The 19,938-nt window shown below is 41.6% G+C and carries 19 protein-coding genes; 7 read left to right on the forward strand and 12 right to left on the reverse strand.

What is annotated here, in order from left to right:
• Window positions 1–108 precede the first annotated feature (108 nt).
• From ACRWQM_RS13905 to ACRWQM_RS13915, 3 genes are all read right to left on the reverse strand, one after another.
• A complete protein-coding gene (locus tag ACRWQM_RS13905; RefSeq protein WP_434930361.1) occupies window positions 109–657 on the reverse strand; it encodes a hypothetical protein in 549 nt (182 codons plus the stop codon).
• Entirely contained in the window at window positions 632–1,087 is a 456-nt protein-coding gene (locus tag ACRWQM_RS13910) for a LysR family transcriptional regulator (protein WP_434930362.1), read from the reverse strand. Before ACRWQM_RS13910 ends, ACRWQM_RS13905 begins: the two co-directional genes overlap by 26 nt.
• Before the next feature lie 96 nt (window positions 1,088–1,183).
• Window positions 1,184–1,891 carry a 16S rRNA pseudouridine(516) synthase gene (locus ACRWQM_RS13915; protein ID WP_434930363.1) on the reverse strand — a complete coding sequence of 236 codons (708 nt, stop codon included), beginning with the start codon at window positions 1,889–1,891 and terminating at the stop codon, window positions 1,184–1,186.
• A 77-nt stretch (window positions 1,892–1,968) separates the two neighbouring features.
• On the opposite strand from ACRWQM_RS13915, the gene glnD reads away from it, so the two are divergent.
• From glnD to ACRWQM_RS13930, 3 genes are all read left to right on the forward strand, one after another.
• Complete coding sequence (glnD, locus tag ACRWQM_RS13920) at window positions 1,969–4,617, forward strand: [protein-PII] uridylyltransferase (protein ID WP_434930364.1); 2,649 nt, start codon at window positions 1,969–1,971, stop codon at window positions 4,615–4,617.
• A gap of 157 nt (window positions 4,618–4,774) precedes the next feature.
• Window positions 4,775–5,275 (forward strand): YcxB family protein, encoded by a 501-nt coding sequence (locus ACRWQM_RS13925; RefSeq protein ID WP_434930365.1) that lies wholly within the window; start codon window positions 4,775–4,777, stop codon window positions 5,273–5,275.
• A gap of 103 nt (window positions 5,276–5,378) precedes the next feature.
• Window positions 5,379–5,702 (forward strand): hypothetical protein, encoded by a 324-nt coding sequence (locus tag ACRWQM_RS13930; protein WP_434930366.1) that lies wholly within the window; start codon window positions 5,379–5,381, stop codon window positions 5,700–5,702.
• 195 nt (window positions 5,703–5,897) lie between these two features.
• Here the strand turns inward: ACRWQM_RS13930 and ACRWQM_RS13935 are convergent, their stop codons facing one another.
• Window positions 5,898–6,281, reverse strand: coding sequence for an MAPEG family protein (locus ACRWQM_RS13935; RefSeq protein WP_434930367.1), 384 nt, complete (start codon window positions 6,279–6,281; stop codon window positions 5,898–5,900).
• Window positions 6,282–6,554: 273 nt separating this feature from the next.
• Between ACRWQM_RS13935 and bufA2 the strand changes: the two genes are divergently transcribed.
• The 4 genes from bufA2 to ACRWQM_RS13955 all read left to right on the forward strand — a co-directional run bounded on the left by bufA2 (window position 6,555) and on the right by ACRWQM_RS13955 (window position 10,591).
• A complete protein-coding gene (gene bufA2 / locus ACRWQM_RS13940; RefSeq protein ID WP_434930368.1) occupies window positions 6,555–7,013 on the forward strand; it encodes a BufA2 family periplasmic bufferin-type metallophore in 459 nt (152 codons plus the stop codon).
• 133 nt (window positions 7,014–7,146) lie between these two features.
• Complete coding sequence (gene bufB, locus ACRWQM_RS13945; protein WP_434930369.1) at window positions 7,147–8,085, forward strand: MNIO family bufferin maturase; 939 nt, start codon at window positions 7,147–7,149, stop codon at window positions 8,083–8,085.
• Between the two features lie 2 nt (window positions 8,086–8,087).
• On the forward strand, window positions 8,088–8,897 hold the full coding sequence (locus ACRWQM_RS13950; RefSeq protein ID WP_434930370.1) for an HvfC/BufC family peptide modification chaperone: 810 nt from the start codon (window positions 8,088–8,090) through the stop codon (window positions 8,895–8,897).
• A 1,103-nt stretch (window positions 8,898–10,000) separates the two neighbouring features.
• Entirely contained in the window at window positions 10,001–10,591 is a 591-nt protein-coding gene (locus ACRWQM_RS13955) for a hypothetical protein (RefSeq protein WP_434930371.1), read from the forward strand.
• Between the two features lie 524 nt (window positions 10,592–11,115).
• On the opposite strand, the gene ACRWQM_RS13960 is transcribed toward ACRWQM_RS13955, so the two are convergent.
• The 8 genes from ACRWQM_RS13960 to ACRWQM_RS13995 form a co-directional block, all read right to left on the reverse strand.
• The gene (locus ACRWQM_RS13960) at window positions 11,116–11,319 is read right to left on the reverse strand and encodes a hypothetical protein (protein WP_434930372.1); all 204 of its coding nucleotides are present in this window, start codon (window positions 11,317–11,319) and stop codon (window positions 11,116–11,118) included.
• A gap of 418 nt (window positions 11,320–11,737) precedes the next feature.
• Window positions 11,738–13,093: a sensor histidine kinase gene (locus tag ACRWQM_RS13965; protein WP_434932038.1), complete on the reverse strand. Its 1,356-nt coding sequence runs from the start codon at window positions 13,091–13,093 to the stop codon at window positions 11,738–11,740.
• A 2-nt stretch (window positions 13,094–13,095) separates the two neighbouring features.
• Window positions 13,096–14,499: a sigma-54-dependent transcriptional regulator gene (locus ACRWQM_RS13970; protein WP_434930373.1), complete on the reverse strand. Its 1,404-nt coding sequence runs from the start codon at window positions 14,497–14,499 to the stop codon at window positions 13,096–13,098.
• A 160-nt stretch (window positions 14,500–14,659) separates the two neighbouring features.
• Window positions 14,660–15,868 carry an ABC transporter permease gene (locus ACRWQM_RS13975; protein WP_434930374.1) on the reverse strand — a complete coding sequence of 403 codons (1,209 nt, stop codon included), beginning with the start codon at window positions 15,866–15,868 and terminating at the stop codon, window positions 14,660–14,662.
• A gap of 29 nt (window positions 15,869–15,897) precedes the next feature.
• On the reverse strand, window positions 15,898–17,211 hold the full coding sequence (locus ACRWQM_RS13980; protein ID WP_434930375.1) for an ABC transporter permease: 1,314 nt from the start codon (window positions 17,209–17,211) through the stop codon (window positions 15,898–15,900).
• 18 nt (window positions 17,212–17,229) lie between these two features.
• Window positions 17,230–17,928, reverse strand: coding sequence for an ABC transporter ATP-binding protein (locus ACRWQM_RS13985; protein WP_226416011.1), 699 nt, complete (start codon window positions 17,926–17,928; stop codon window positions 17,230–17,232).
• Window positions 17,929–18,054: 126 nt separating this feature from the next.
• Window positions 18,055–18,276 carry a hypothetical protein gene (locus tag ACRWQM_RS13990; RefSeq protein WP_434928439.1) on the reverse strand — a complete coding sequence of 74 codons (222 nt, stop codon included), beginning with the start codon at window positions 18,274–18,276 and terminating at the stop codon, window positions 18,055–18,057.
• 36 nt (window positions 18,277–18,312) lie between these two features.
• Window positions 18,313–19,572 carry an efflux RND transporter periplasmic adaptor subunit gene (locus ACRWQM_RS13995; RefSeq protein ID WP_434930376.1) on the reverse strand — a complete coding sequence of 420 codons (1,260 nt, stop codon included), beginning with the start codon at window positions 19,570–19,572 and terminating at the stop codon, window positions 18,313–18,315.
• Window positions 19,573–19,938 lie beyond the last annotated feature (366 nt).

Raw genomic sequence — 19,938 nt, forward strand, 5'->3', positions numbered from 1 at the left:
ATTCAAAAAAAGGCATATTTAAATATTTAGTTTATAAAACAGCCACATACAACTTATTAAAGTTAAATAATCACTCTTAGTTAAATACAAACAACAGCGTTTTAACTATCAAACAGTCACGAACAAGTTTTTAATGAGAGTAATTATTATTTGCTTAGATTCTTCTGAATAGCGACGATATGGGTTATCCCGCTCAAAAAAACTATAAATAGGTAAGCTCATTACTTTTCTCAGTTTAGTAAACTCGCTCATTGGCAATGGTTTAGCACTGATTTGAGGTATATTGTTGGCGATCACCCCTTCCGGTTTAGTTGCCAACGAAACACTCCCCATGGTCATCAAATGCCAATACCAATCATCAAGATCGCAGACATGATCAATACTGGCAAGATAATGACCTTTTTCTTGGCAATATAATTCCAGTGGATCAATTCGATGGTTAAAACCATGACACTTCAGATACATATAATCAAACTCAGCAATGTCTTCCAGTGTTAACGGGTCAGGACAAAGCCAAATAGGGTGCTCACTTTTGGCAACAACATGTAAGCTATCTATTTTAACAATAGGAGTAAGGTTGAGCGAATGCTGCCCTTGGTCATCAAAACCAATGCCGAAATCTATCTCACCATTATGAATTTTTCTCTTCTGTATCACTTTGCCATACATGTAAGCGCAAGGGACCAAAATGATTAAAGAATTTAGATGAGCTTAATGACATTGCTAAACTACTGATAATATTGCTGGAAACTGCCACGTTCAGTAATGGTTTAGCTGGGTTACGATTAGTTTGTTGGGCCACAGTTTCAATTTGCTCTATGGTATCGCTGAGCTGACAAATCGGCTGATAAAGCTGTTCTGCTAAGGGGGTGGGCTTTAAACCTTGCTGACGACGGTAGAACAGCTCATCGTCAAAAGTCTTACGTAATAATGTCAAACAACGGCTTACTTTAGGTGCGGAAACACCTAACTCCTTTGCCGCCAGATTAGCATAACCTGTCTCATAAATGGTTTTAAATACCAGTAGACAAAAAATGTCTAATTCACTCACCTTTTTAATAGCTTGAATGGTCACAAAATTACTCAATTAAAAGTTCATTTAAGTAAACTAGCATGTAACTAAAATGAAAAAATTGATCAAACTCGCGAAATGAACAAGCAGATTTAATCGGAAATAAAAAAGTTAGTTCACTAAGCTAACCTCATCCGCTGATAACGCCCGAAACTCACCGGGTTGAAGTGTATTATCTAACTCAATATGACCTATAGACTCTCGATGAAGTGCGACAACGGGATTGTTAAATCGACCGAACATACGCTTAATTTGGTGATATTTACCTTCTTTTAGCTCAACAATGGCTTGGTAGCGAGAGACTATAATTAACGTTGCCGCTTGCGTAGTGATACCTTCATAGTCAAACCACATGCCGCCAGCAAAAGCCTCAACATAAGTGTCATCAATTGGGTTAGCCAGGGTGACTAGATATCGCTTAGTCACTTTATTATCGGGTGACATCAATGCTTGTGACCATTTAGCATCATTGGTGATCAATAATAGCCCAGTTGAATTTAAATCTAACCGCCCGGCAATATGCAGCAAATTTTTATCAACACCCTCAAGTAAATCTAACGCAGTTTGATGCTGTTCATCCACCGTTGCACTGACCACACCTTGGGGTTTGTATAGCATCCAATAAGCCCGCTGCCTTTGCTGTAATATTTCACCTTGGCACTCAATCACACTGAACTCGTCAATTTGCGTGTCAGGAGTAATCACTATATCGCCATTAAGCAAAAGTTGCTGGTTAGCAATCAAACTTCGCACTGATTTTTTAGGGATTTGTAGCTGTTTAGCGATAAAGGTATCGATTCTGCCGCGCTTTGAGGCCATGACCTAGACTATTTCAAAGTTGAGTTAACCCCCATAATACCTTACTCTGTCAGTGGGGAAAACAAACAAGGAGTAACATGATTGCGCAACCTGCTAGTACAGAATTACACTCAGGAATGAGTATTAGCGAGCTTAAGCACGCTATTGCATCGTTAGACAAATTTTTAGCAGACAATATCTTACATTGTTCAATTAATGAAACGCTCACTAGCCGCGCGAATTTTTTTGATAATTTGCTTAGCTTACTCTGGTGTGATCATCAATTAGACCCTAACACTATTTCTTTAAATGCAGTTGGAGGCTATGGCCGCCAGACATTACACCCCTTTTCTGATATCGACATTTGCATCATTCACGACAAGCCACTTAATCAACAAGATTCAGCCAAAATAAGTGCATTTCTTACCCAACTATGGGATTTGAATTTAGATTTAGGCCACGGTGTACGCACCTTACAAGACACCTATCAAGCCTGTAGGGACGATGTCACTATTGCCACCAGCTTATTAGAAATTCGTCATATCACTGGCAGTAAACAACACGAAACCCAGATACTCACCGCCTTATATGGTGATGAGTTATGGCGCAGCGACACCTTTTTTGAAGCTAAATTAACCGAACAACGACAGCGCCACGCCAAAGCACAGGGCACGGCTTACAGTATTGAACCCAATTTAAAAACCAGTCCTGGTGGCATGCGTGATTTACAAACCTTGACCTGGGTAGCGCGTAAGCATTTTGGGGTTGGCGATATGCTGACATTAAGAAGACGCGGATTTTTTACCAATGATGAATATGCCGAATTACTAGAGTGTCAAAACTTTTTATTCAGAATACGCTTTGCATTACATCAAGCTGCTGGGCGTTCTGAAAACCGTTTATTACTTCAATATCAAGCAGAAGTCGCCAAACTAATGGGATTTGGTGAGGGCAGTCCTTTAGGCGAAGGTGGCAATATTGCCATTGAAAAAATGATGCGCCAAATTTTTAGAGCCATGAAACGCATTCGTGAATTAAATCAATTATTGATGGCTTATTTTGCCCGTGAAATATCACCTAATACACAGTCACACGTGATTCCAATTAACGACAAATTTGAAATTGTTGATCAGCACATTCACGTACGTGATGAAGATGTGTTTATTGACCGCACCCAAATCATGGCATTATTTTTATTGATAGCGACCCATAACGACCAAATTATTGGGATAAGCCCTGAAACCTTAAGGTTACTTCGTCAAGTTCGCCGTCGTTTAATGGGCGACTTACAAGACTTTCAAGTGTGCCGTGAAACCTTCAAAAAAATATTTAATCACCCTGAAGGTATGGGGCTAGCCATCACCTTAATGCATCAGCACGGTATTTTAGCGTCATACCTACCCCAATGGCGTGAAGTAGTTGGGCAAATGCAGTTTGATTTATTCCATGCTTATACGGTTGATGAGCATACCCATAAACTGCTAAAAAACATCTATCGCTATGGTGTTGATCGTCAAAATGGCACTATCGATAATGATCGCAAACTTGCGGCTGATATTTATCAAAAAATGCCCAATAAATCATCACTACTGTTTGCAGCATTATTCCATGATTTAGCCAAAGGACGTGGCGGTGATCACAGCATATTAGGTGCGGTAGATGCCAGCTTATTCGCCAAGTTTCATGGTTTAAAGCTGTCCCACGAGCGCTTAATATGCTGGCTAGTTAAACACCATTTGTTAATGTCTATAACCTCACAACGTATGGATATTCACGACCCAGATGTGATTAACCGGTTTGCCAAAGAAGTCGGCAGCCAAACACGCTTAGATGCATTGTATTGCTTAACCATTGCCGATATTCAAGCCACTAATGACGACCTGTGGAATAACTGGAAAGCTGCGCTGTTAAAAGAACTGTATTTTGCTACCCGAAAAGCGCTGCATAATGGCTTTGAAAATGTGCAACAACTGCGCGCTATTGTGCGCGACCATAAACAAGATGCAACCCAAATACTGCAAGCTGACGGGGTTGATGTAGATACCATTAAAGCCTTATGGAAACGTTTACCGCTATCATTTTTCAGTCATGCCGAATCCGATGATATTGCGCGCTACACTAAAGCATTAATCAAACATCAGTTACAGCCAGAATACGACAGCCAGTTTGAAACCTTAATATTAATCGATAATGTGACGGTCAAAGGTTGCAGCGACGTGTTTGTCTACAGCAAAGATAGACCGGGATTATTTGTTAAGCTATTTAATGCCTTAGCAACATTAAAAATCTCAGTTAAACAGGCACAAATATCTAAAACCAAAGACGGTTATGTGGTCGAGTCCTTTAAAGTGTTAGATTTTGATGATATGCCCATTTTTAGTGAATCACGTCGAGCACAAGTACTTAAAAAGCTTTATAACGTACTTGACCATGACGCTAAGCTGCCTAAAATACGCCAACCTCGCACCCACAAAAGTTTTGAAAACCAACTCAGTATTGAGTTTTTATACTCACGCCAATCGACCCGCACAGTACTGAATGTATCAGCGCTAGATACCAGTGAGTTTATGGAACAAATCTCTAGTGCATTTAGAAAACAAGAACTGACTATTCACAGTGCAAATATCAGCACCGTGGGAGAGCGGGCGGATAACGTGTTCCTATTGTCTAATGCCCAGGGTCAACAACTTGATAAAGCAGAGTGTCAGAAACTAACAGAGCTGCTTAATCAAACAGTCGGAGATTAACCGTTATTTACGCCTAAAATTAAAGGTAGTCATTTTTCCGATAACCATATTGCCGTTAATAATAGCGGTTATCGGTAATTTCATTTTGCATTAATACCAACCCCGTAAAGTTATGCGATAATCATCCCGTCCAAATTTAATAGAGCTAACACAATATATGACTCAGCCAGCAACCTTTAGCCACGAATTTACCCTCGATAAACGCTATTTTGCCGAAACCTATGATGCATCGGTCGATCCCTCAATTAAGGCAAAGGACTTTATTAAAACAGCTATTTTCGCGCTGATTGGACTAGGGATTTTGTTGTCCACCAATTTGGGCGATAACGAACTTGCCAATAAAAACATCTATTACTTAGGATATTTTTTCATAGGTCTAAGTGTTGTTGAAGCATTAAGTATCAAGTTCAAACGCACCTGGTGGTTATGGCGTCAAATGATGAGCAAGGCCGCCAATAACAATGCCACGTTAACCTTAAATGAAGAAGGCATACACACACAGTCGGCCTATGTTAACCAAACAATCTTATGGACCGAGGTTTATCGTATAGCCGAAACAGACAGCGGATTTTTAATCACCTTAGCCAAGGCCAAAAGCTACTTAAGCAAGCAAGGCTTACCAGACGATGCATTGGCGTTTTTACGCAGTAAAATATAACCACAAAATATTTATCCCAGGAATGTTTGAACTATAGTCATACCGGTCAACTTGGATTATGATTTATCCATAACGATAAAGTGCTATCTCAATAGGACATAATATGAAGTACCCTGCAATCACCTTGATTTTTTCTGGTTTGATGTTTGTCACCAATGCAGCAATCGCCTTACCACAGCCTTTGGCAAAAGATATTGCTTCTTTAAAAGCCGCTTGTGCTGAAATAGCCCAAGAAGACTTGTTACCAGATAACGAAATCGCGCCATTTCTACTAGATTGTGTTAACGATCAACTTAACGAACGTGGTTATGAGCGAGTAGAACATCTTGAAGGTGTTTCCCAAAATGTTGATAGCCCTGAAGGTGATTCCCCTGTTGAGAAATCATTAGTGGAAGTATTAACTGAAGACGATAATACACAGCAATAATAGCTAAACAAAAAACACCTACGTCCTGTAGGTGTTTTTATTAACAGTTAACTCATTTTTAGCATCGATTAACTCGCTTCAATTAACTCGCTTCAATTAACTCGCTTCAATGCTAGCAATATTGGTATCTGCGTCTTCAACTGCTTGCCAATATCCTTGATTTATTCCTTTGGCAATCATATCAGCCCACTCAGTTTAAAACACTTGAACAAAAATCCCGATTGATGCACCAATGGCAACAAACCAGGATAATGACCGTAAAGTGCCATAATTTAATAAATACAATGCGTGATAAACCACTCGAGCAACCACATGCACTATGGCTAAAATGGCCACAACATCGGTAACGTTATTAGTCACTATTGCGGTTAAAACCGCTATACCAAATACAAGTAATGATTCAAATGCATTTTGGTGCCCTGCTACAGCTCTTGCGCCGAAGCCTGTCAGTTTGGCTTGCTGCGCCCTTGGATGGGCATTGTCATATCCGCCCAATTTAGACATCGCCATGGCTACTGGCACTTTCGCTAAATAAGGTAACATCATCGCGATAAATAAAGATATGAGTAAAATAGTCATCTCTTTCCCTTTAAGTTTGTTGTTATTTTATTAAAAACTCACTGCGATACTAACAGCTAGAATATTGTTTTTAGTGTTTATTATCATAAAGATTGTAACGGTAATGCAATAATGATTACCCACAATAACTCCCTTATTCAAAAAACACTTGTAAGATCTCCTACACTATAACGGTCTTTATCCGTACCTCGCTGTAGTCACTATGTGAATAATCAAAAATGCTACCGCAGGGCTTATGTCGAATTGAACTATTATCAAGCAAAGGAATACATCATGAATACCAAAGCACAAAGTAGCCTAACAGGCGCAGCATTAGCACTTGCAATGGCCAGTTTATCAGGTCAAGCAATGGCAGCGGAAACAAGCACAGCGCCTTTAGCTGCTGGCGAAACAGATTTAGTCCATTGTTACGACGTCAACGTCTGTAAAGGTCACAATGACTGTAAAACAGCAGATAATGCCTGTGGCGGTCAAGCAAGCTGTAAAGGTACTGGTTTTGTTGGTATGCCATCAAAAGCTTGTGCTGATGTCGGCGGCACACAAAAAGATGATTGGGTTGGTAAAGTGACTAAAGCCGATCTCGTACATTGTTACGGTGTTAACATCTGTAAAGGCCATAACGATTGTAAAGGTGCAGATAACGCATGTGGCGGTATGGCAAGCTGTAAAGGTACTGGTTTTGTTAGCACTACAGCAAAATCTTGTGCTGATATTGGCGGTAAAGCAAGCTAAGTCGATATCGTCTGATGGCTCTGACCCATATTATCTTTTCGGGGCCATCAACGTTTTTCATACTATCTACCCTATGCTAATTCAATATTAGCCCAATTCAAGCTAGAACATTTGCATTAAAGTAGGATTCACCATGCCTGATACGCGCATTACAGAAGACTTTCTCGGATTTGGCTTGGGCTTACGTACTGACCATTTTGAGTATATTTTACAACATCAACCCGATATTGATTGGTTTGAAGTCTTGTCTGAAAACTACTTAGTTGCTGGCGGTAAACCTCGATATTATTTAGAGGCCATTGCCGAGCAATATCCTGTAGTGATGCATGGCGTCTCGATGTCAATTGGCAGTACCGACCCACTTGATATGGACTACCTTAAAGCACTCAAAAAACTCAGTAACGACATTCAACCTAAATGGATTTCAGACCATATTTGTTGGACCTCCATTCACGGCGTTAATAGCCATGATTTACTGCCGCTACCTTACACCGAAGAAACCGTTAACCATGTCGCTGAGCGTGTGCGTATTGTGCAGGACTTTTTAGGTCGACGAATACTATTAGAAAACGTATCCAGTTATTTGTCATACCAAGACTCAACCATGGACGAATGGGACTTTTTAAGCCAAGTAGCAGAAGCCGCAGATTGCTTAATTTTACTCGACATTAATAACATTTATGTCAGCGCGCGTAATCATCATTTTAACCCACTCGATTACCTTAAAAAAATCGACCCTCGCCGGGTACAACAATTTCATTTGGCTGGCCATAGCGATTTTGGTGACTACGTCATTGATACCCACGACCATGACGTGCCGCCTTCGGTTTGGACGCTTTACCAAGCAGCATTAGAACGCTTTGGACCTGTGAGCACCATGATTGAGCGCGATGCAAATATTCCCGAATTTCCCGCATTATATAATGAATTACTTGAAGCTAAACATATTGCTCAGTTAACCTTGCCCGATGACCCTGCCCTAGCACGCTCACAATTTGGCACTCGTTCACTTGACGGCTTAAATAAGTTCATCAACACTAATCACGCTTCACCGCAAAAAGTCAGGGCATAATCATGAGCCGTTTAGCTGAAATTCAACAGCAATTTATGCAGTATTTACTGTCTGATGGTTCGGATACACAGCACGGACAAATTCAGTCGGTAATGAAAGCGAATGTGTCTGAACAAGCAGGGATCAGCGCCGATGATCGCCTACAAATTTATGCCAACGCTTACCGGATTCGATTAACAGAAACCATTGAAACCGACCACCAGTTACTGGGTGTGTATTTGGGTGACGATTTATTCGATAAAATGGCGGCCGACTATACCCGTAAACACCCATCAAACAATAAATCATTACGTCAGTTTTGCGATGCGCTACCCGACTTTTTACAACAAGATGCGTTTTTTAAACAACACCCCATTATTGCCGATTTAGCTCGATTCGAGCGCCGTTTACTCAATGCTTTTGACGCTGCCGACTGTGCCCGAGCAAGCTTTAGCGACTTACAGGCAATATCGCCAGAATTGTGGCCCAATTGCTGTTTACGCTTTCATCCTAGTGTGCAAATATTCACTTGTAACAGTAATGCTGTCGAAGCCTGGCAAGCGTTAAAAGTGGACACCACGCCGCCAGAGCCAGACTATAATTCGCCTAGAGCATGGTTACTATGGCGCGGTGAATCGCGCTTAACCGAGTTTGCTTCATTATCTGCAGCACAACATACATTACTGTTGGGATTTATTCAGGGCAACAATTTTGCCGACCAGTGCGAGCAAATGCTGGAATGGCACGATGAGCAATCTGCGCCACTAGTGGTGTTACAAACCTTACAAGCTTGGTTCCAACAAGGTTTGATTCGCGCTGTAGTGAGTAGTTAGTTGATTATGTCAAAAGCGCTATAAGAACAAGAGTTAACTCATTTCTGTGGACAAAATTGGGTTGGAAGGTTCCATTTTATAAAAGTGTAACCAGATCCAATTAAATCCTCATAGGCGTCAGATTTACTAAAATAGGCGTCAGATTGACTTCTAGTGCAGATGATCGAGCCAGACGCCGCAAGCACGTCCATGTGGGCTTAACCAAAACAAATAACATCCATGTTAAACAGCCAGTTCGGCATCCATGCCTCTCGCTCAGAAATGTTTCACTTAGTGAAACTTTGCCCTGTTTTTAATACTCGCTGGCTCATCTGCACCTCAATTATTGTCTCTTCGATTTAGCTTCATTGATGAATGTGGCAAAAGCGAAATCAGAACAAGAGTTAACTTATTACTGGACAAAAGCGGGTTGGAAGATTTGTTTTTATAAAAGTTTGCCCTGATCAGACTAAATTTTAAAACTCAATTAAATTTTCATTGGCGTCAAAGGTTCACTACAAGTGCAGATGTTCCAGCGAGACGCTGCAAGCACATCCATGTGGGCTTAACAAAAACATCCTTGTTTTGGATACTCGCTGGCTCATCTGCACCCGCATTTATATCTCTTCGATTTAGCTTCATTTGTGATTGTAGTAAAAGCTAAATCAGAACAAGAGTTAACTCGTTTTTGGACAGAATCAACTCGTTTTTGGACAAAAGTGCGTTAGAGCTTCGGATTTAGTGCAATGACATAAAGTTTACACTGACCACTAAATTTGACCCCACTAAATTTTAAATTTCAGTTTTTGACCTCGATTTGAGATTGCTTCAGCTCATCTTGTAATAAAGAGTGAAAATGCTAACGCTTCCGATGGTACATCCTGTCCCCCGAAAGCTAGCCAGACATCCATGTCTGGACTCACGTCATTCTCTTCAACGGCCTCAAGTTCAGAGTTGAATAATGCATTTATGGACTAGAACAATAACTGTGGTGTGATATACATTGCCGTTGAACGTGACACAACATAAATAAATGAGTATAACTATTAGAGGTTTAGTTGTGCTTATCAAACTAATAAAATGGATTTCAGTACTATTAATTTTTAGTAAGGTATTAACGGATTATGAAGCGTAGATTTATTTTTATATTTTTAATGATGATTTGTGCTGTTACTGGATGCAGCAGTATTCCACTAACAACAATGTATAAAATGATGAGTGTCAATCCGCTAGAACTTGAACCAAGTGAGATAGTTGTCGCGGTTCAAGCCCCTAATGGAATCGTGGTTAGTAATAACGACGTAGTGATTAAGTTTGAATTTACAACGAATGACCCAAACTATAATTTTGAGGACGAGTATTTTGTAAAATTGAATGCTAAATACGTATTACCTAATGAGTTAACACAAGAAATAAATCGAGACAGTAATTTTTATACTTTGCAATTGAGTCAAGATGATACGTTAAAAATGCTTCGAGGGCAGGAGCTTGTAAAAAAATACAGAATGAACAATAGCGATGGCGGAGGAAGCTTTAATCTTAGCGTCGTATCTGTATGTAAAAATAGTCAGTTTTCTGTTAAAAATAATGAATTAAACGTGTTTTTAAAACTTAATGAGAATGATGAGTTTTTTACCTTTATGGAAGACGTTAACGTGTTAGAGATTGGTGAAGATAAATCTAGTTATATTAAACCTATTAGGTCTTGTACATAGCTATGACCGTTGTGGCGCTTAGTCCAAAATTAGTTGGGTCAGAAATTAGTTGGTCAGAGTAAACTTTATAGGGCAGTTGATAGGTACATGTTATGGAATGGCTTTTCTTCCCTAAATGGCGTACTCGATGATTGTGTTCGAGGTAACCCAACTCTGTCCTTAAGTGTTCATACTTTAATCTACTCTATAGCTTTAATTCAATGTTTTAATAAAAGTTATATTGGGTAGGTTAAGTCAATTCGTGACTTCAATCTAATCAATTGCCTGCCGCAGGCTCTTGTGCAGATGATATTTTCGCCTCTTCGATTTAACTTCATTTGTAACAATTCCATAAGAAAAGCTGGGATGTCCGTTTTGAATTGAGGTCATCGAGAAAAGGCCGTGAGCTTGGCATGGATGCCACGCTAGCTTTCGTTGGGCCAGGGACGGCTCATCGGAAGCGTTAGGACTTTTCGACAATGGCCGAAGCCGGATACAGATGAAGTTTAAAGCTGGATCGATCCCCATCGAAAATTATGCGCTTTTCAGCATTTTTCGTCAGGGGCGGCAGGGTGATCCAAGAGGGTATTGCTGTTGATACCCTCTTGGTCTGGTGTGGGTGAAGCGCCACGACGTTGGTGGCCGCAGGCCATATTTCCAAACAAACTTTGGGGCAAAACCAAGTTAGTATTTTTTAAATTATCCCATTCAGCCCACTCTTTAAAACCAACATCAGAAAGATTCATCATGGTAGTTTGCGAGCTGACCATCCGATCCAGTGAATTAGTGGGGCCAGGGTAAACATTTCAGGATAGTTTATAGGCGCTATGATTGAATGGCTTTTTCTTCTCTAAATGGTGTGCTCGATGATGGTCTACGAGCTAGCCGACTCTGTCCATAAGTTCTCACTTTAATCTAGTTTGTTAGCTACTTTCTGTAATCTAAGATGCAAGATTTTTTGTCGCACCGGAAATTGAAATTCACTTTAAAGACAGTGACTTACTCTGACTTACTACTATAAGGTCAAATCGAAGGTGTTTAATGGCGCAGTGTAAACGCGGCTGCGGCCTTTGCCAGCATGGATGCTGGCGTAGAGCCCACAGGGATGTGCGTGTCGCAGAAGTGTTTGCACTTTAAGCCTAATGGAGGTGAGTGACCATTACATTATTAACCCTGATGTACAGGTAACCAAACCTTGACACTTAAACCGCCTTCTACGCGGTTTTGCATGCTAATTCGGCCACCGTGGGCTTCAATAATCTCGCGGCACAAGGGCAAACCAATGCCTGTGCCAGACTGCTTAGTTGAGTAAAACGGCAACAATGCTTGCGATAATACCTCGCTAGACATGCCACTCCCTTCATCTTCCACTTTTATTAATAAACCCACTACGGGGTGGGTTATCTGTTCAAAAATCAGCGCGACGCTTTCTGCACTTGAACCAGACTCATGGGCATTTTTCAGCAAGTTAATCAGCACTTGCTCTAACTGAACCGCATCAAGTTTAATTGGCGTTTGCGGTAAAGACGACAACACCTTAAATGGGTATTGCTGTGCTAACTGCAGAGTCATTTTTGGCCAATCAATCAGCTGTTTCTGTGGCAACGGCAATTTAGCAAACTGGGCATAATGAGAGATAAATTGGCTCAGGTGTGTGGTGCGATTTTCGATGGTATCAAAAATTAATTGCAGCTTACTGTTGTCTAAATGCTGGGTTAAAAACTTACCGGAGTTGACCATAGAAGCAATGGGTGCGACCGAGTTGTTCAGCTCGTGGCTGATAATTCGAATCACCTTTTTCCACACAGCGACTTCTTGACGGTTAAGTTCTTTGGTGAGTTGTTTAAGCAAAATTAAATGGTGCTGCTGATTGTTTTGAGTAAAGCGGCCACGAGAAATATGCCAGGTTTCAACGTCGCTACTGTCAGCATCAGTATTAGAATGACTATCAACACCATCGGCCCCGCTACCGCCCATCGAAAACAGTCCTTCTTGCTCACTGCTTAACGCCGCTTTAAGCGTGTCGGGTAACATCACCACAAGATCAGGTAACAACATGCCTTCTACTTTGACACCCTGATTAAACAAATGCCTTGCGGCGCCATTGGCGTAAATGACTCGCTGGGAATCATCAATTAATAGCATGACATTAGGTGAGTTCTGAATCACTTTATCGAGCATTAACTCGCGCTGATAAATAAACTGTCGCTCACTGCGCAATTTTGCCGACGCTTGGTTATATAAGCTCACTAGCGCATCTAATTGTGGTTCGCCGTAGGGATGTAGCGACACACTAAAATCATTATCTTTAAAGTTAAGTAGACCGATTTCCAATGCTTGCAGACTTTCACTTAACCGTCTTGTTAGCCACATACTGCAAAAATAACACACCGCCAGCATCACAATAATGGCCAACCATAAGGTGTCATCACCCAATGTAAACCACACTAAAGCGCCTGACACCGAAGCCAAAAGACAACTTAGCAGGTTACTGAATAGCAATTTAGCACGTAGCGATAACATCATTATTTAGTCACCCTAAGACCGTATTTTTCCATACGACGGTAAAGGGCTTGTCGGCTTAGACCAAAGGATTTTGCCACTCTGGCAATGACGCCATTATATTGCACTAAGGCGTCTTCTAGCTGTTGCTTATCCGGTTCGCAAATCGACTGAATATCATCAATGCCCTGTTCTTGTTGACCAAGTTGATGTTCAACAACAAGCGCATGCTGGTTAGCTGCGCCGCCATTAGCTATCGCCATCAAGCCAAAGTCATCAATAGTTAATAGTGCTGATTTAGCTAACAGCGCCGCCCTTTTACAGGCGTTTTCTAATTCGCGCACATTACCCGACCAACTGTGTGTAAGTAACGCCTGTTGGGTCGACTTATCAAGGCTAAAATTCGCACCTATAAAGTGTTTCACTAAGGGTAAAATATCATCTTGACGCTGATTGAGTGGCGGCACATTCAGTTCAATCACATTTAAGCGGTAAAACAAATCTTCACGAAACCGTCCGTGGGCTATATCGTCGGCTAAATCAGCGTTAGTGGCACTCACCACCCGCACATTCACTTTGCGGGTTTGATGGCTACCTAAACGTTCAAACTCGCCAGTTTGTAATACTCGTAATAGTTTCACTTGACCTGATAATGGCAAATTACCAATTTCATCTAAAAATAATGTGCCACCGTCGGCCGCTTCAAAACGGCCGATACGGGTTTTATTCGCGCCGGTAAAAGCACCCGCTTCGGCGCCGAACAATTCGGCTTCGAGTAAGTCCATTGGTAAAGCGCCAATATTGACCTTAATAAAGGGTTTGTCTTTTAATGGCGAGTTGGCCTGTAAAATATCGGCTATTTTGTCTTTGCCCGCACCATTGGGACCAGTGATCATCACAGACACATCGGAGCGCGCAACTTGCAGTGCCAAGTCAACACAGCGCTGCATCGCACCACTGCCAAACACTAAACCACATAAATTAGCACCATTAATGGCCGACATACGTTCACTGTCTATCCGAGTTAATTGACTGTTTTGCTGAGACAAACGATAAATAGATAATAGATTGCTAATGCTGTTGAGCAGCTTAGCGTCATCCCAAGGTTTACCCATGTAATCGGCGGCGCCTGCTTTGACTAACTCGACAGCGGTTTCTAATTGAGTCCAAGCTGTCATTAAAATAATCGGTAAATTAGGCTGCAATTGACGCAATGCGTAAAACAGTTGTTTACCCTCTTCACCCGAGGTGGTGTCACGGCTAAAGTTCATGTCTTGAATAACCAAGCTGATTTCTTTGTTGGTAACAATCTCAACTGCCGTTTCAGGTGAATGGCAAAAAATAGCCTGATAGCCATGCAGCTCAATCATTAACGCAAGAGCTTGGCAAATGGCATGATTGTCATCAACAATTAAAATATTATCCATTAGAGTTTATTTGAGTCCAATTAGGTTGCAGCTATACAAAAACATGTTTACACAAAAGTCTGTTTATACAATCAACATTTAAAACAAAAGGCAATAAACAATAACATGACAAAAGACCTCACTGTCACGCTATTGTTAAGTACAAGCGCCGTTTTGCATATTAAACGCTGCGCGTTGCCATGGCAGGTGAAATATTAGCGGCTTTGGCTGCCGGCACTATTACTGCAAAGGTCGTCACAACCAGTAAACCAATCACAGACATAATAGGATAAATCACTGGCACCATAGGCAAGCTATAAAGTGACATTAATTGCTGTCCAAGCACTAATGCTAACATACCGCCGATAACGCCACCGACAATACATATCAAATAGTTTTCGACCATAAAGTATTGAATAATATCGCGCTTGCGCGCTCCTAGTGCTCTACGTGTGCCTATTTGTTTGGTGCGGCGTTGAATGTTAAACATCACCATCCCGGTTAATCCCAGTGCTGTAATTAATAGCAATAACACCACCATAATACTCAATACCGTCGCCATTAAACGATGGTTACTATAGGTTCTGTCACGCAGTTCAGCCACTGTTTGAAAATTATCCAACACCCGATTTGGATTTTCTGCATGAAACGCTTTGCGAATGGCCTCTTCTAAGCCTTTGGTGTGCTCGGGTAAGGCTCGCACCATATAGGATTTATTACTGCCATAACCACCAAAGTCGATATTTTGAATAACACTGTATTCAAAGTTTTCATGGTCAACCCAAGCTCCTTGCAGTTTTTCTACCACGCCAATAATCGTTACAGCTTGATCACCTTGATACACGGTTTTACCTAATGGCGATTCATCCCCCCAAAACGCTTTAGCTAGGGGCTGCGACACTAACGCTAGCATGCCACTGTCATCTAAGTTGGTATTTATCTCGTCAGCATTAAAATTACGTCCGGCGATCAGTTTTGCTCCCATGACATTCAATAAATGCTCGTTACCTAAATAAAATGCAAAACCTGGAGTACTTTTAGCGGTATCTTCGTTTGGGCTGTCGGTATAGCGATCCATCCAACCACTATCACTTAACGGCAGCATATTACTTGAACTGGCATCAATCACATTGGGCAGCGAGCGTAAAATTTGTTGATCCACTTGGTTTTGCTTAGCATTGTCGATAGCTGGGTCAAAGTTATATACACTAAAAGTAAGAATTTGATCTTCAGCATAACCCGAATCTCGCTGCATTAACGACAAACGCTCGTTAATAATAAAGCTGGCGTTAGCCACAATAGCGACAGACAAAATAATCTGTAGTAACAGTAAAACAGGCGCACTTTTACTGCGCATTAAACTGGATAAAATCGGTTTTATATGTAACATGGCGATGTCCTTTTTAACTTTTACTGGAGTTATTGGGCTTTTAAATACACGCTAGGTTTAGTGCGACACACCACCCACGCAGGGTATACACCCGCTAATACCGCGGTAGAAATCGCAATAAGCGGGGTGATAAACCACATACTGGCATCAAGCCCTGTCAAACTTTGATCTACTTCGAAATAAGCATGCAACGCAGTTAATGACCCCCATGCCCATAACAGACCAATCACCCCACCAATAAAGCCAATCATGCCGACTTCAACCATGTATTGACTGAAAATCTGTCTGCGGCTGGCACCAATAGCCCGTCTAACACCCACTTCTGGGGCTCGCTTTAAAAACTTGGTAAGCAACAGCCCGAGAATATTCACCAAGCACACACTTAAAAACATCAAGCTTAATCCGACTAAAATTTTGGTGTCTTTATGTACTACATTATTGTCTTCGAGCCATTTAGCCACGTCGCTAATTTGCACCAATTCTGGGATTGTTTTAGCGGTATCGGTAAATCGACCTATAGCGCGCTGCTGCTCAACATAACGGGTTAGCCATTCTTGATAACTTTGCTTTTGTTCCACAGTGTTAAGTTCGGTCCAAAATTGAATCCATATTTTTTCTGACACTAATCTATCGTTATACGTCAGCATGGGTTCAGTTCTCCAACCATTGGTATTACCCCACACTTCAAACTCTTCTTGCGGCGTTAATGAAAATGGAATGAAGATTTCTTCAGCCTCATTAAACGCGCCGTTTAGTGGGTCATAATATTTGGGCTGTGGATTCCAGTCTTCAATTACCCCAACAATTTGATAAGGTTTGCGGTTTAAAAATACGGTTTTACCGACACTGTTTTTACCTTCAAAAAAGCGTAAGTTCAGTTTTTGACTAATTACAACTTGGTAAGCTGGGCGTAAATCAACGCTGGCATCCCAGTAGCGACCATATAGAAATGGCACTGAAAAAATCTTAAAAAAGTCCCTATCGGTCACCCGCACACTATTTAATACCGGCTCGATTTTGGGGTTGTCCGACTGCAGTGCTAAGCCGGTACGAAACGTCGCTGCTTTCAATTCAAGCTCTACATTATTGCGTAAGTTCATCGCATCCATATAGGTAATGTTAGAGCTAAACTCATCCCAGGTATCTAAGCCTTGGCTCCACAGTTGAACCGAGTTAATCACCTCGCTGCGATCGCCTGCAGGGTTGTAAGACATGGTTTTATAAACGTTTAAAGTGGTAATGGTAATGCCAATACCAATTGAAATCGCTAATACCATTAACATCGATAACATCGGTGTTTTTCGAATACTTCGCCACGCTAAATCACAATAGTAAAAAAACATAATGCGCTCCTTATGCGATTAACGCGTGCCCGTAGCAGCTTGTTGGTACATCGAAAAGTCACACACTTGGCCATCAACAATTTGAATATTGCGCTGGGCACGGCGGGCAAGTTCTGGGTCGTGGGTGACCATAATAATGGTGGTGCCTTGTTGATTGATATTTTCAAGTAGTTCCATCACTTGACGCGCCATTAAGCTGTCTAGGTTACCTGTTGGCTCATCGGCGAGTAAAAACCTTGGCTCGCCTGCTAAGGCACGTGCTATCGCGACCCTTTGCTGCTGCCCGCCAGACAACTGGGTCGGTAAATGCTTCATCCGTGCACCTAAACCCACTTGTTCTAATGCTGACTCAACTCGGCGCTTACGCTCACTCGCTTTCATACCGCGATAACGCAGCGGTACTTCGACGTTTTCGGCCAAGTTAAGATCAGGGATAAGGTTGAATCCCTGAAAGATAAAACCAATTTTTTCATTGCGTACTTTGGCGCTATTGTTGTCACTTAAGTTCGACACATTAACGCCATCAAGGCTGAACTCGCCAGAGGTAAAACCTTCAAGTAAACCGGCAATATTCAAAAAGGTGGTTTTACCTGAACCAGAGGGACCGGTTACTGCCACAAATTCGCCCTCTTGCACTTCAAGGTTAAAGTCACGCAGGGCATGGGTTTCAACTAAATCGGTTTTAAATACTTTACTGATATTTTTCATGGATAACATACTGGCTTTCCTTAGTTTAATCGGTTGTAACACCTCAGTATTGATGGCGCTTAAGAGCAATACTCTTGATGTAAATGCGGTTAATTCAAATTCTGTCGACATCTATTCTGCTGACGTAAAAAAGACTTAAAGCAGCAATTTAATTTGGGCAAGTGAGCTGATAGCAATATCGATACTGACCGTGTGACTATCACCTAAGAGTTGAGTCGATAAATGGCTGCCCATATCAATTAAGTGCAAACTCACCGATAACCAGTCAGTATGATTATCAATTCGATAAATCACTGCCACGACCAAAAGAAATAAAGCGGCTAGTTCAATAAGCTGTTTGCGTTGTATGACTGACATGGGATCCCCTTACTCGTTAAATTTTTAGTAATTAACTTATCTGATCTGAATTTTAGGCTGATTTTTAAAGCTTTCAGTGCCTGATATCACCCACACCTCACCTTCTTCACCACCGTCAAGCACTTCAACCTGGCTCATACTGCGCACACCAAGTTTGACTGTTTTTTGCTGCGCAATAGACTCGCTCACTTGGTAGGCCACTTCACCGCCAAGGTTAAGAAAATCACCACGCTTGACCATCAACACATTGGGTCTATTTTCTAATAATACTCGGGCTGACAAACGCTGATTTTGACGTAAAGACAAGGTATTACTATCAGCAAAGCGCACTCTGGCAGTGACTTCACGGTTACGTACTTCAGGCGATATTGACGACAACTGCCCCACCACATTGACGCTGCCAAAACTCAACTCAACATCCATACCTAGCCCAAGCTCATCGGCATAAGATTCCGGCACGGCCAGTTCGGCTTCAAAGGCGGTTAAATCGACTACGGTTAATATTGGCTGGCTAGCTGCAATACGCGCTTTTTGCTCCACCAGCCAATTACCGATAATGCCGCTAACAGGGGCGATGATATTGAGGGCATTTGCCTGGCGAGTTAACTCACTGACAACGAGAGCCTGGCGCTCTACCTCAAGGGTGCGATTTTTAATTTCGAAGGTCAGTGTGTCGCGCATTAAATCGACTTCTTGCTGAGCGTGTTTGTGTAGCAATTTGGCTTTGTGTAAATCATCTTTGCTTTTTTCAAAATCGATTTTGCTGATTAAACTCGATTCAATTAATTGATCACCACGACGGCTTTCACGATCCGCGGCCTCTAAATCTACCTTGGCCATGTCTAAAATCTGGCTAACGCGTAATTGCTCACGACGAGCATCTAATTTGGCACGCTCTAAACTGCCCTGCATACCTTCAAGTAATGACTGCTGTTGTTGCAGTTCACTTTGTAAACGTGGGCTGTCAATCTTGGCAACTACTTGCCCAAGTTCCACTTCATCGCCAGGCTGACTTAATAGCGTCACCACACCTTCTTCAGTGCTGTATAAAATCGGCGCGTTAGCAGCCACAATTTTCCCTGTAGTGGCAATATCGCGCACCAAGGTGCCACGGATAAGGGTTGCTAAACGTAAATCGGCACCATCAACTGATCGCACTGAACTGTCTTGGCCTAAACTCGCCCACACTAATGCACTCATCAATATTGCACCGCCACCTATTATCAAAGGCAAACGCAGTTTACGACCTAACTTAGGTGTTATAACCGTATCTTGGCTGCTGGTATCTTTAATCATCTTGGTTCCTCGGTCGGTGCGAACAACACACCTTTCACATATATACCAAGACAAAGCACAAGCTATGCCAATTATTATTTATTGTTAATTTTCATTATGATAGTCATTTAAAAAGATAACAGGACAGTCTAAAAGTGTCCGCGGACAGGGTTAATAACTGTCCGGTTATTAAGTAAGTGTCCGAACGGACACTTATACTTCATAAAACATAAGGATTATTAAGGCGAAATGATGTCGATCCGATAAGATTCTGAGTTGCTGATGGCTGATGGCTGAATAGATAACTTTTAACCCATTTCTCAATAAAATGAGTTAATAATTACACTCCAAATGTTAACCATAAAACAGGGGCCTCATCTGGCATAC

Origin of the sequence: Shewanella sp. HL-SH5, from assembly GCF_051163755.1 — a bacterium.
GTDB classification, from domain to species: Bacteria; Pseudomonadota; Gammaproteobacteria; order Enterobacterales; family Shewanellaceae; genus Shewanella; species Shewanella glacialimarina.

Bases quoted from the DNA above. Each gene is read 5' to 3' on its own strand.
- ACRWQM_RS13915 (WP_434930363.1), bottom strand. From the start codon at position 1,891: ATGGCCTCAAAGCGCGGCAGAATCGATACCTTTATCGCTAAACAGCTA.
- glnD (WP_434930364.1), top strand. From the start codon at position 1,969: ATGATTGCGCAACCTGCTAGTACAGAATTACACTCAGGAATGAGTATT.
- ACRWQM_RS13925 (WP_434930365.1), top strand. From the start codon at position 4,775: ATGACTCAGCCAGCAACCTTTAGCCACGAATTTACCCTCGATAAACGC.
- ACRWQM_RS13930 (WP_434930366.1), top strand. From the start codon at position 5,379: ATGAAGTACCCTGCAATCACCTTGATTTTTTCTGGTTTGATGTTTGTC.
- ACRWQM_RS13935 (WP_434930367.1), bottom strand. From the start codon at position 6,281: ATGACTATTTTACTCATATCTTTATTTATCGCGATGATGTTACCTTAT.
- bufA2 (WP_434930368.1), top strand. From the start codon at position 6,555: ATGAATACCAAAGCACAAAGTAGCCTAACAGGCGCAGCATTAGCACTT.
- bufB (WP_434930369.1), top strand. From the start codon at position 7,147: ATGCCTGATACGCGCATTACAGAAGACTTTCTCGGATTTGGCTTGGGC.
- ACRWQM_RS13950 (WP_434930370.1), top strand. From the start codon at position 8,088: ATGAGCCGTTTAGCTGAAATTCAACAGCAATTTATGCAGTATTTACTG.
- ACRWQM_RS13955 (WP_434930371.1), top strand. From the start codon at position 10,001: ATGAAGCGTAGATTTATTTTTATATTTTTAATGATGATTTGTGCTGTT.
- ACRWQM_RS13960 (WP_434930372.1), bottom strand. From the start codon at position 11,319: ATGATGAATCTTTCTGATGTTGGTTTTAAAGAGTGGGCTGAATGGGAT.
- ACRWQM_RS13965 (WP_434932038.1), bottom strand. From the start codon at position 13,093: ATGTTATCGCTACGTGCTAAATTGCTATTCAGTAACCTGCTAAGTTGT.
- ACRWQM_RS13970 (WP_434930373.1), bottom strand. From the start codon at position 14,499: ATGGATAATATTTTAATTGTTGATGACAATCATGCCATTTGCCAAGCT.
- ACRWQM_RS13975 (WP_434930374.1), bottom strand. From the start codon at position 15,868: ATGTTACATATAAAACCGATTTTATCCAGTTTAATGCGCAGTAAAAGT.
- ACRWQM_RS13980 (WP_434930375.1), bottom strand. From the start codon at position 17,211: ATGTTTTTTTACTATTGTGATTTAGCGTGGCGAAGTATTCGAAAAACA.
- ACRWQM_RS13985 (WP_226416011.1), bottom strand. From the start codon at position 17,928: ATGTTATCCATGAAAAATATCAGTAAAGTATTTAAAACCGATTTAGTT.
- ACRWQM_RS13990 (WP_434928439.1), bottom strand. From the start codon at position 18,276: ATGTCAGTCATACAACGCAAACAGCTTATTGAACTAGCCGCTTTATTT.
- ACRWQM_RS13995 (WP_434930376.1), bottom strand. From the start codon at position 19,572: ATGATTAAAGATACCAGCAGCCAAGATACGGTTATAACACCTAAGTTA.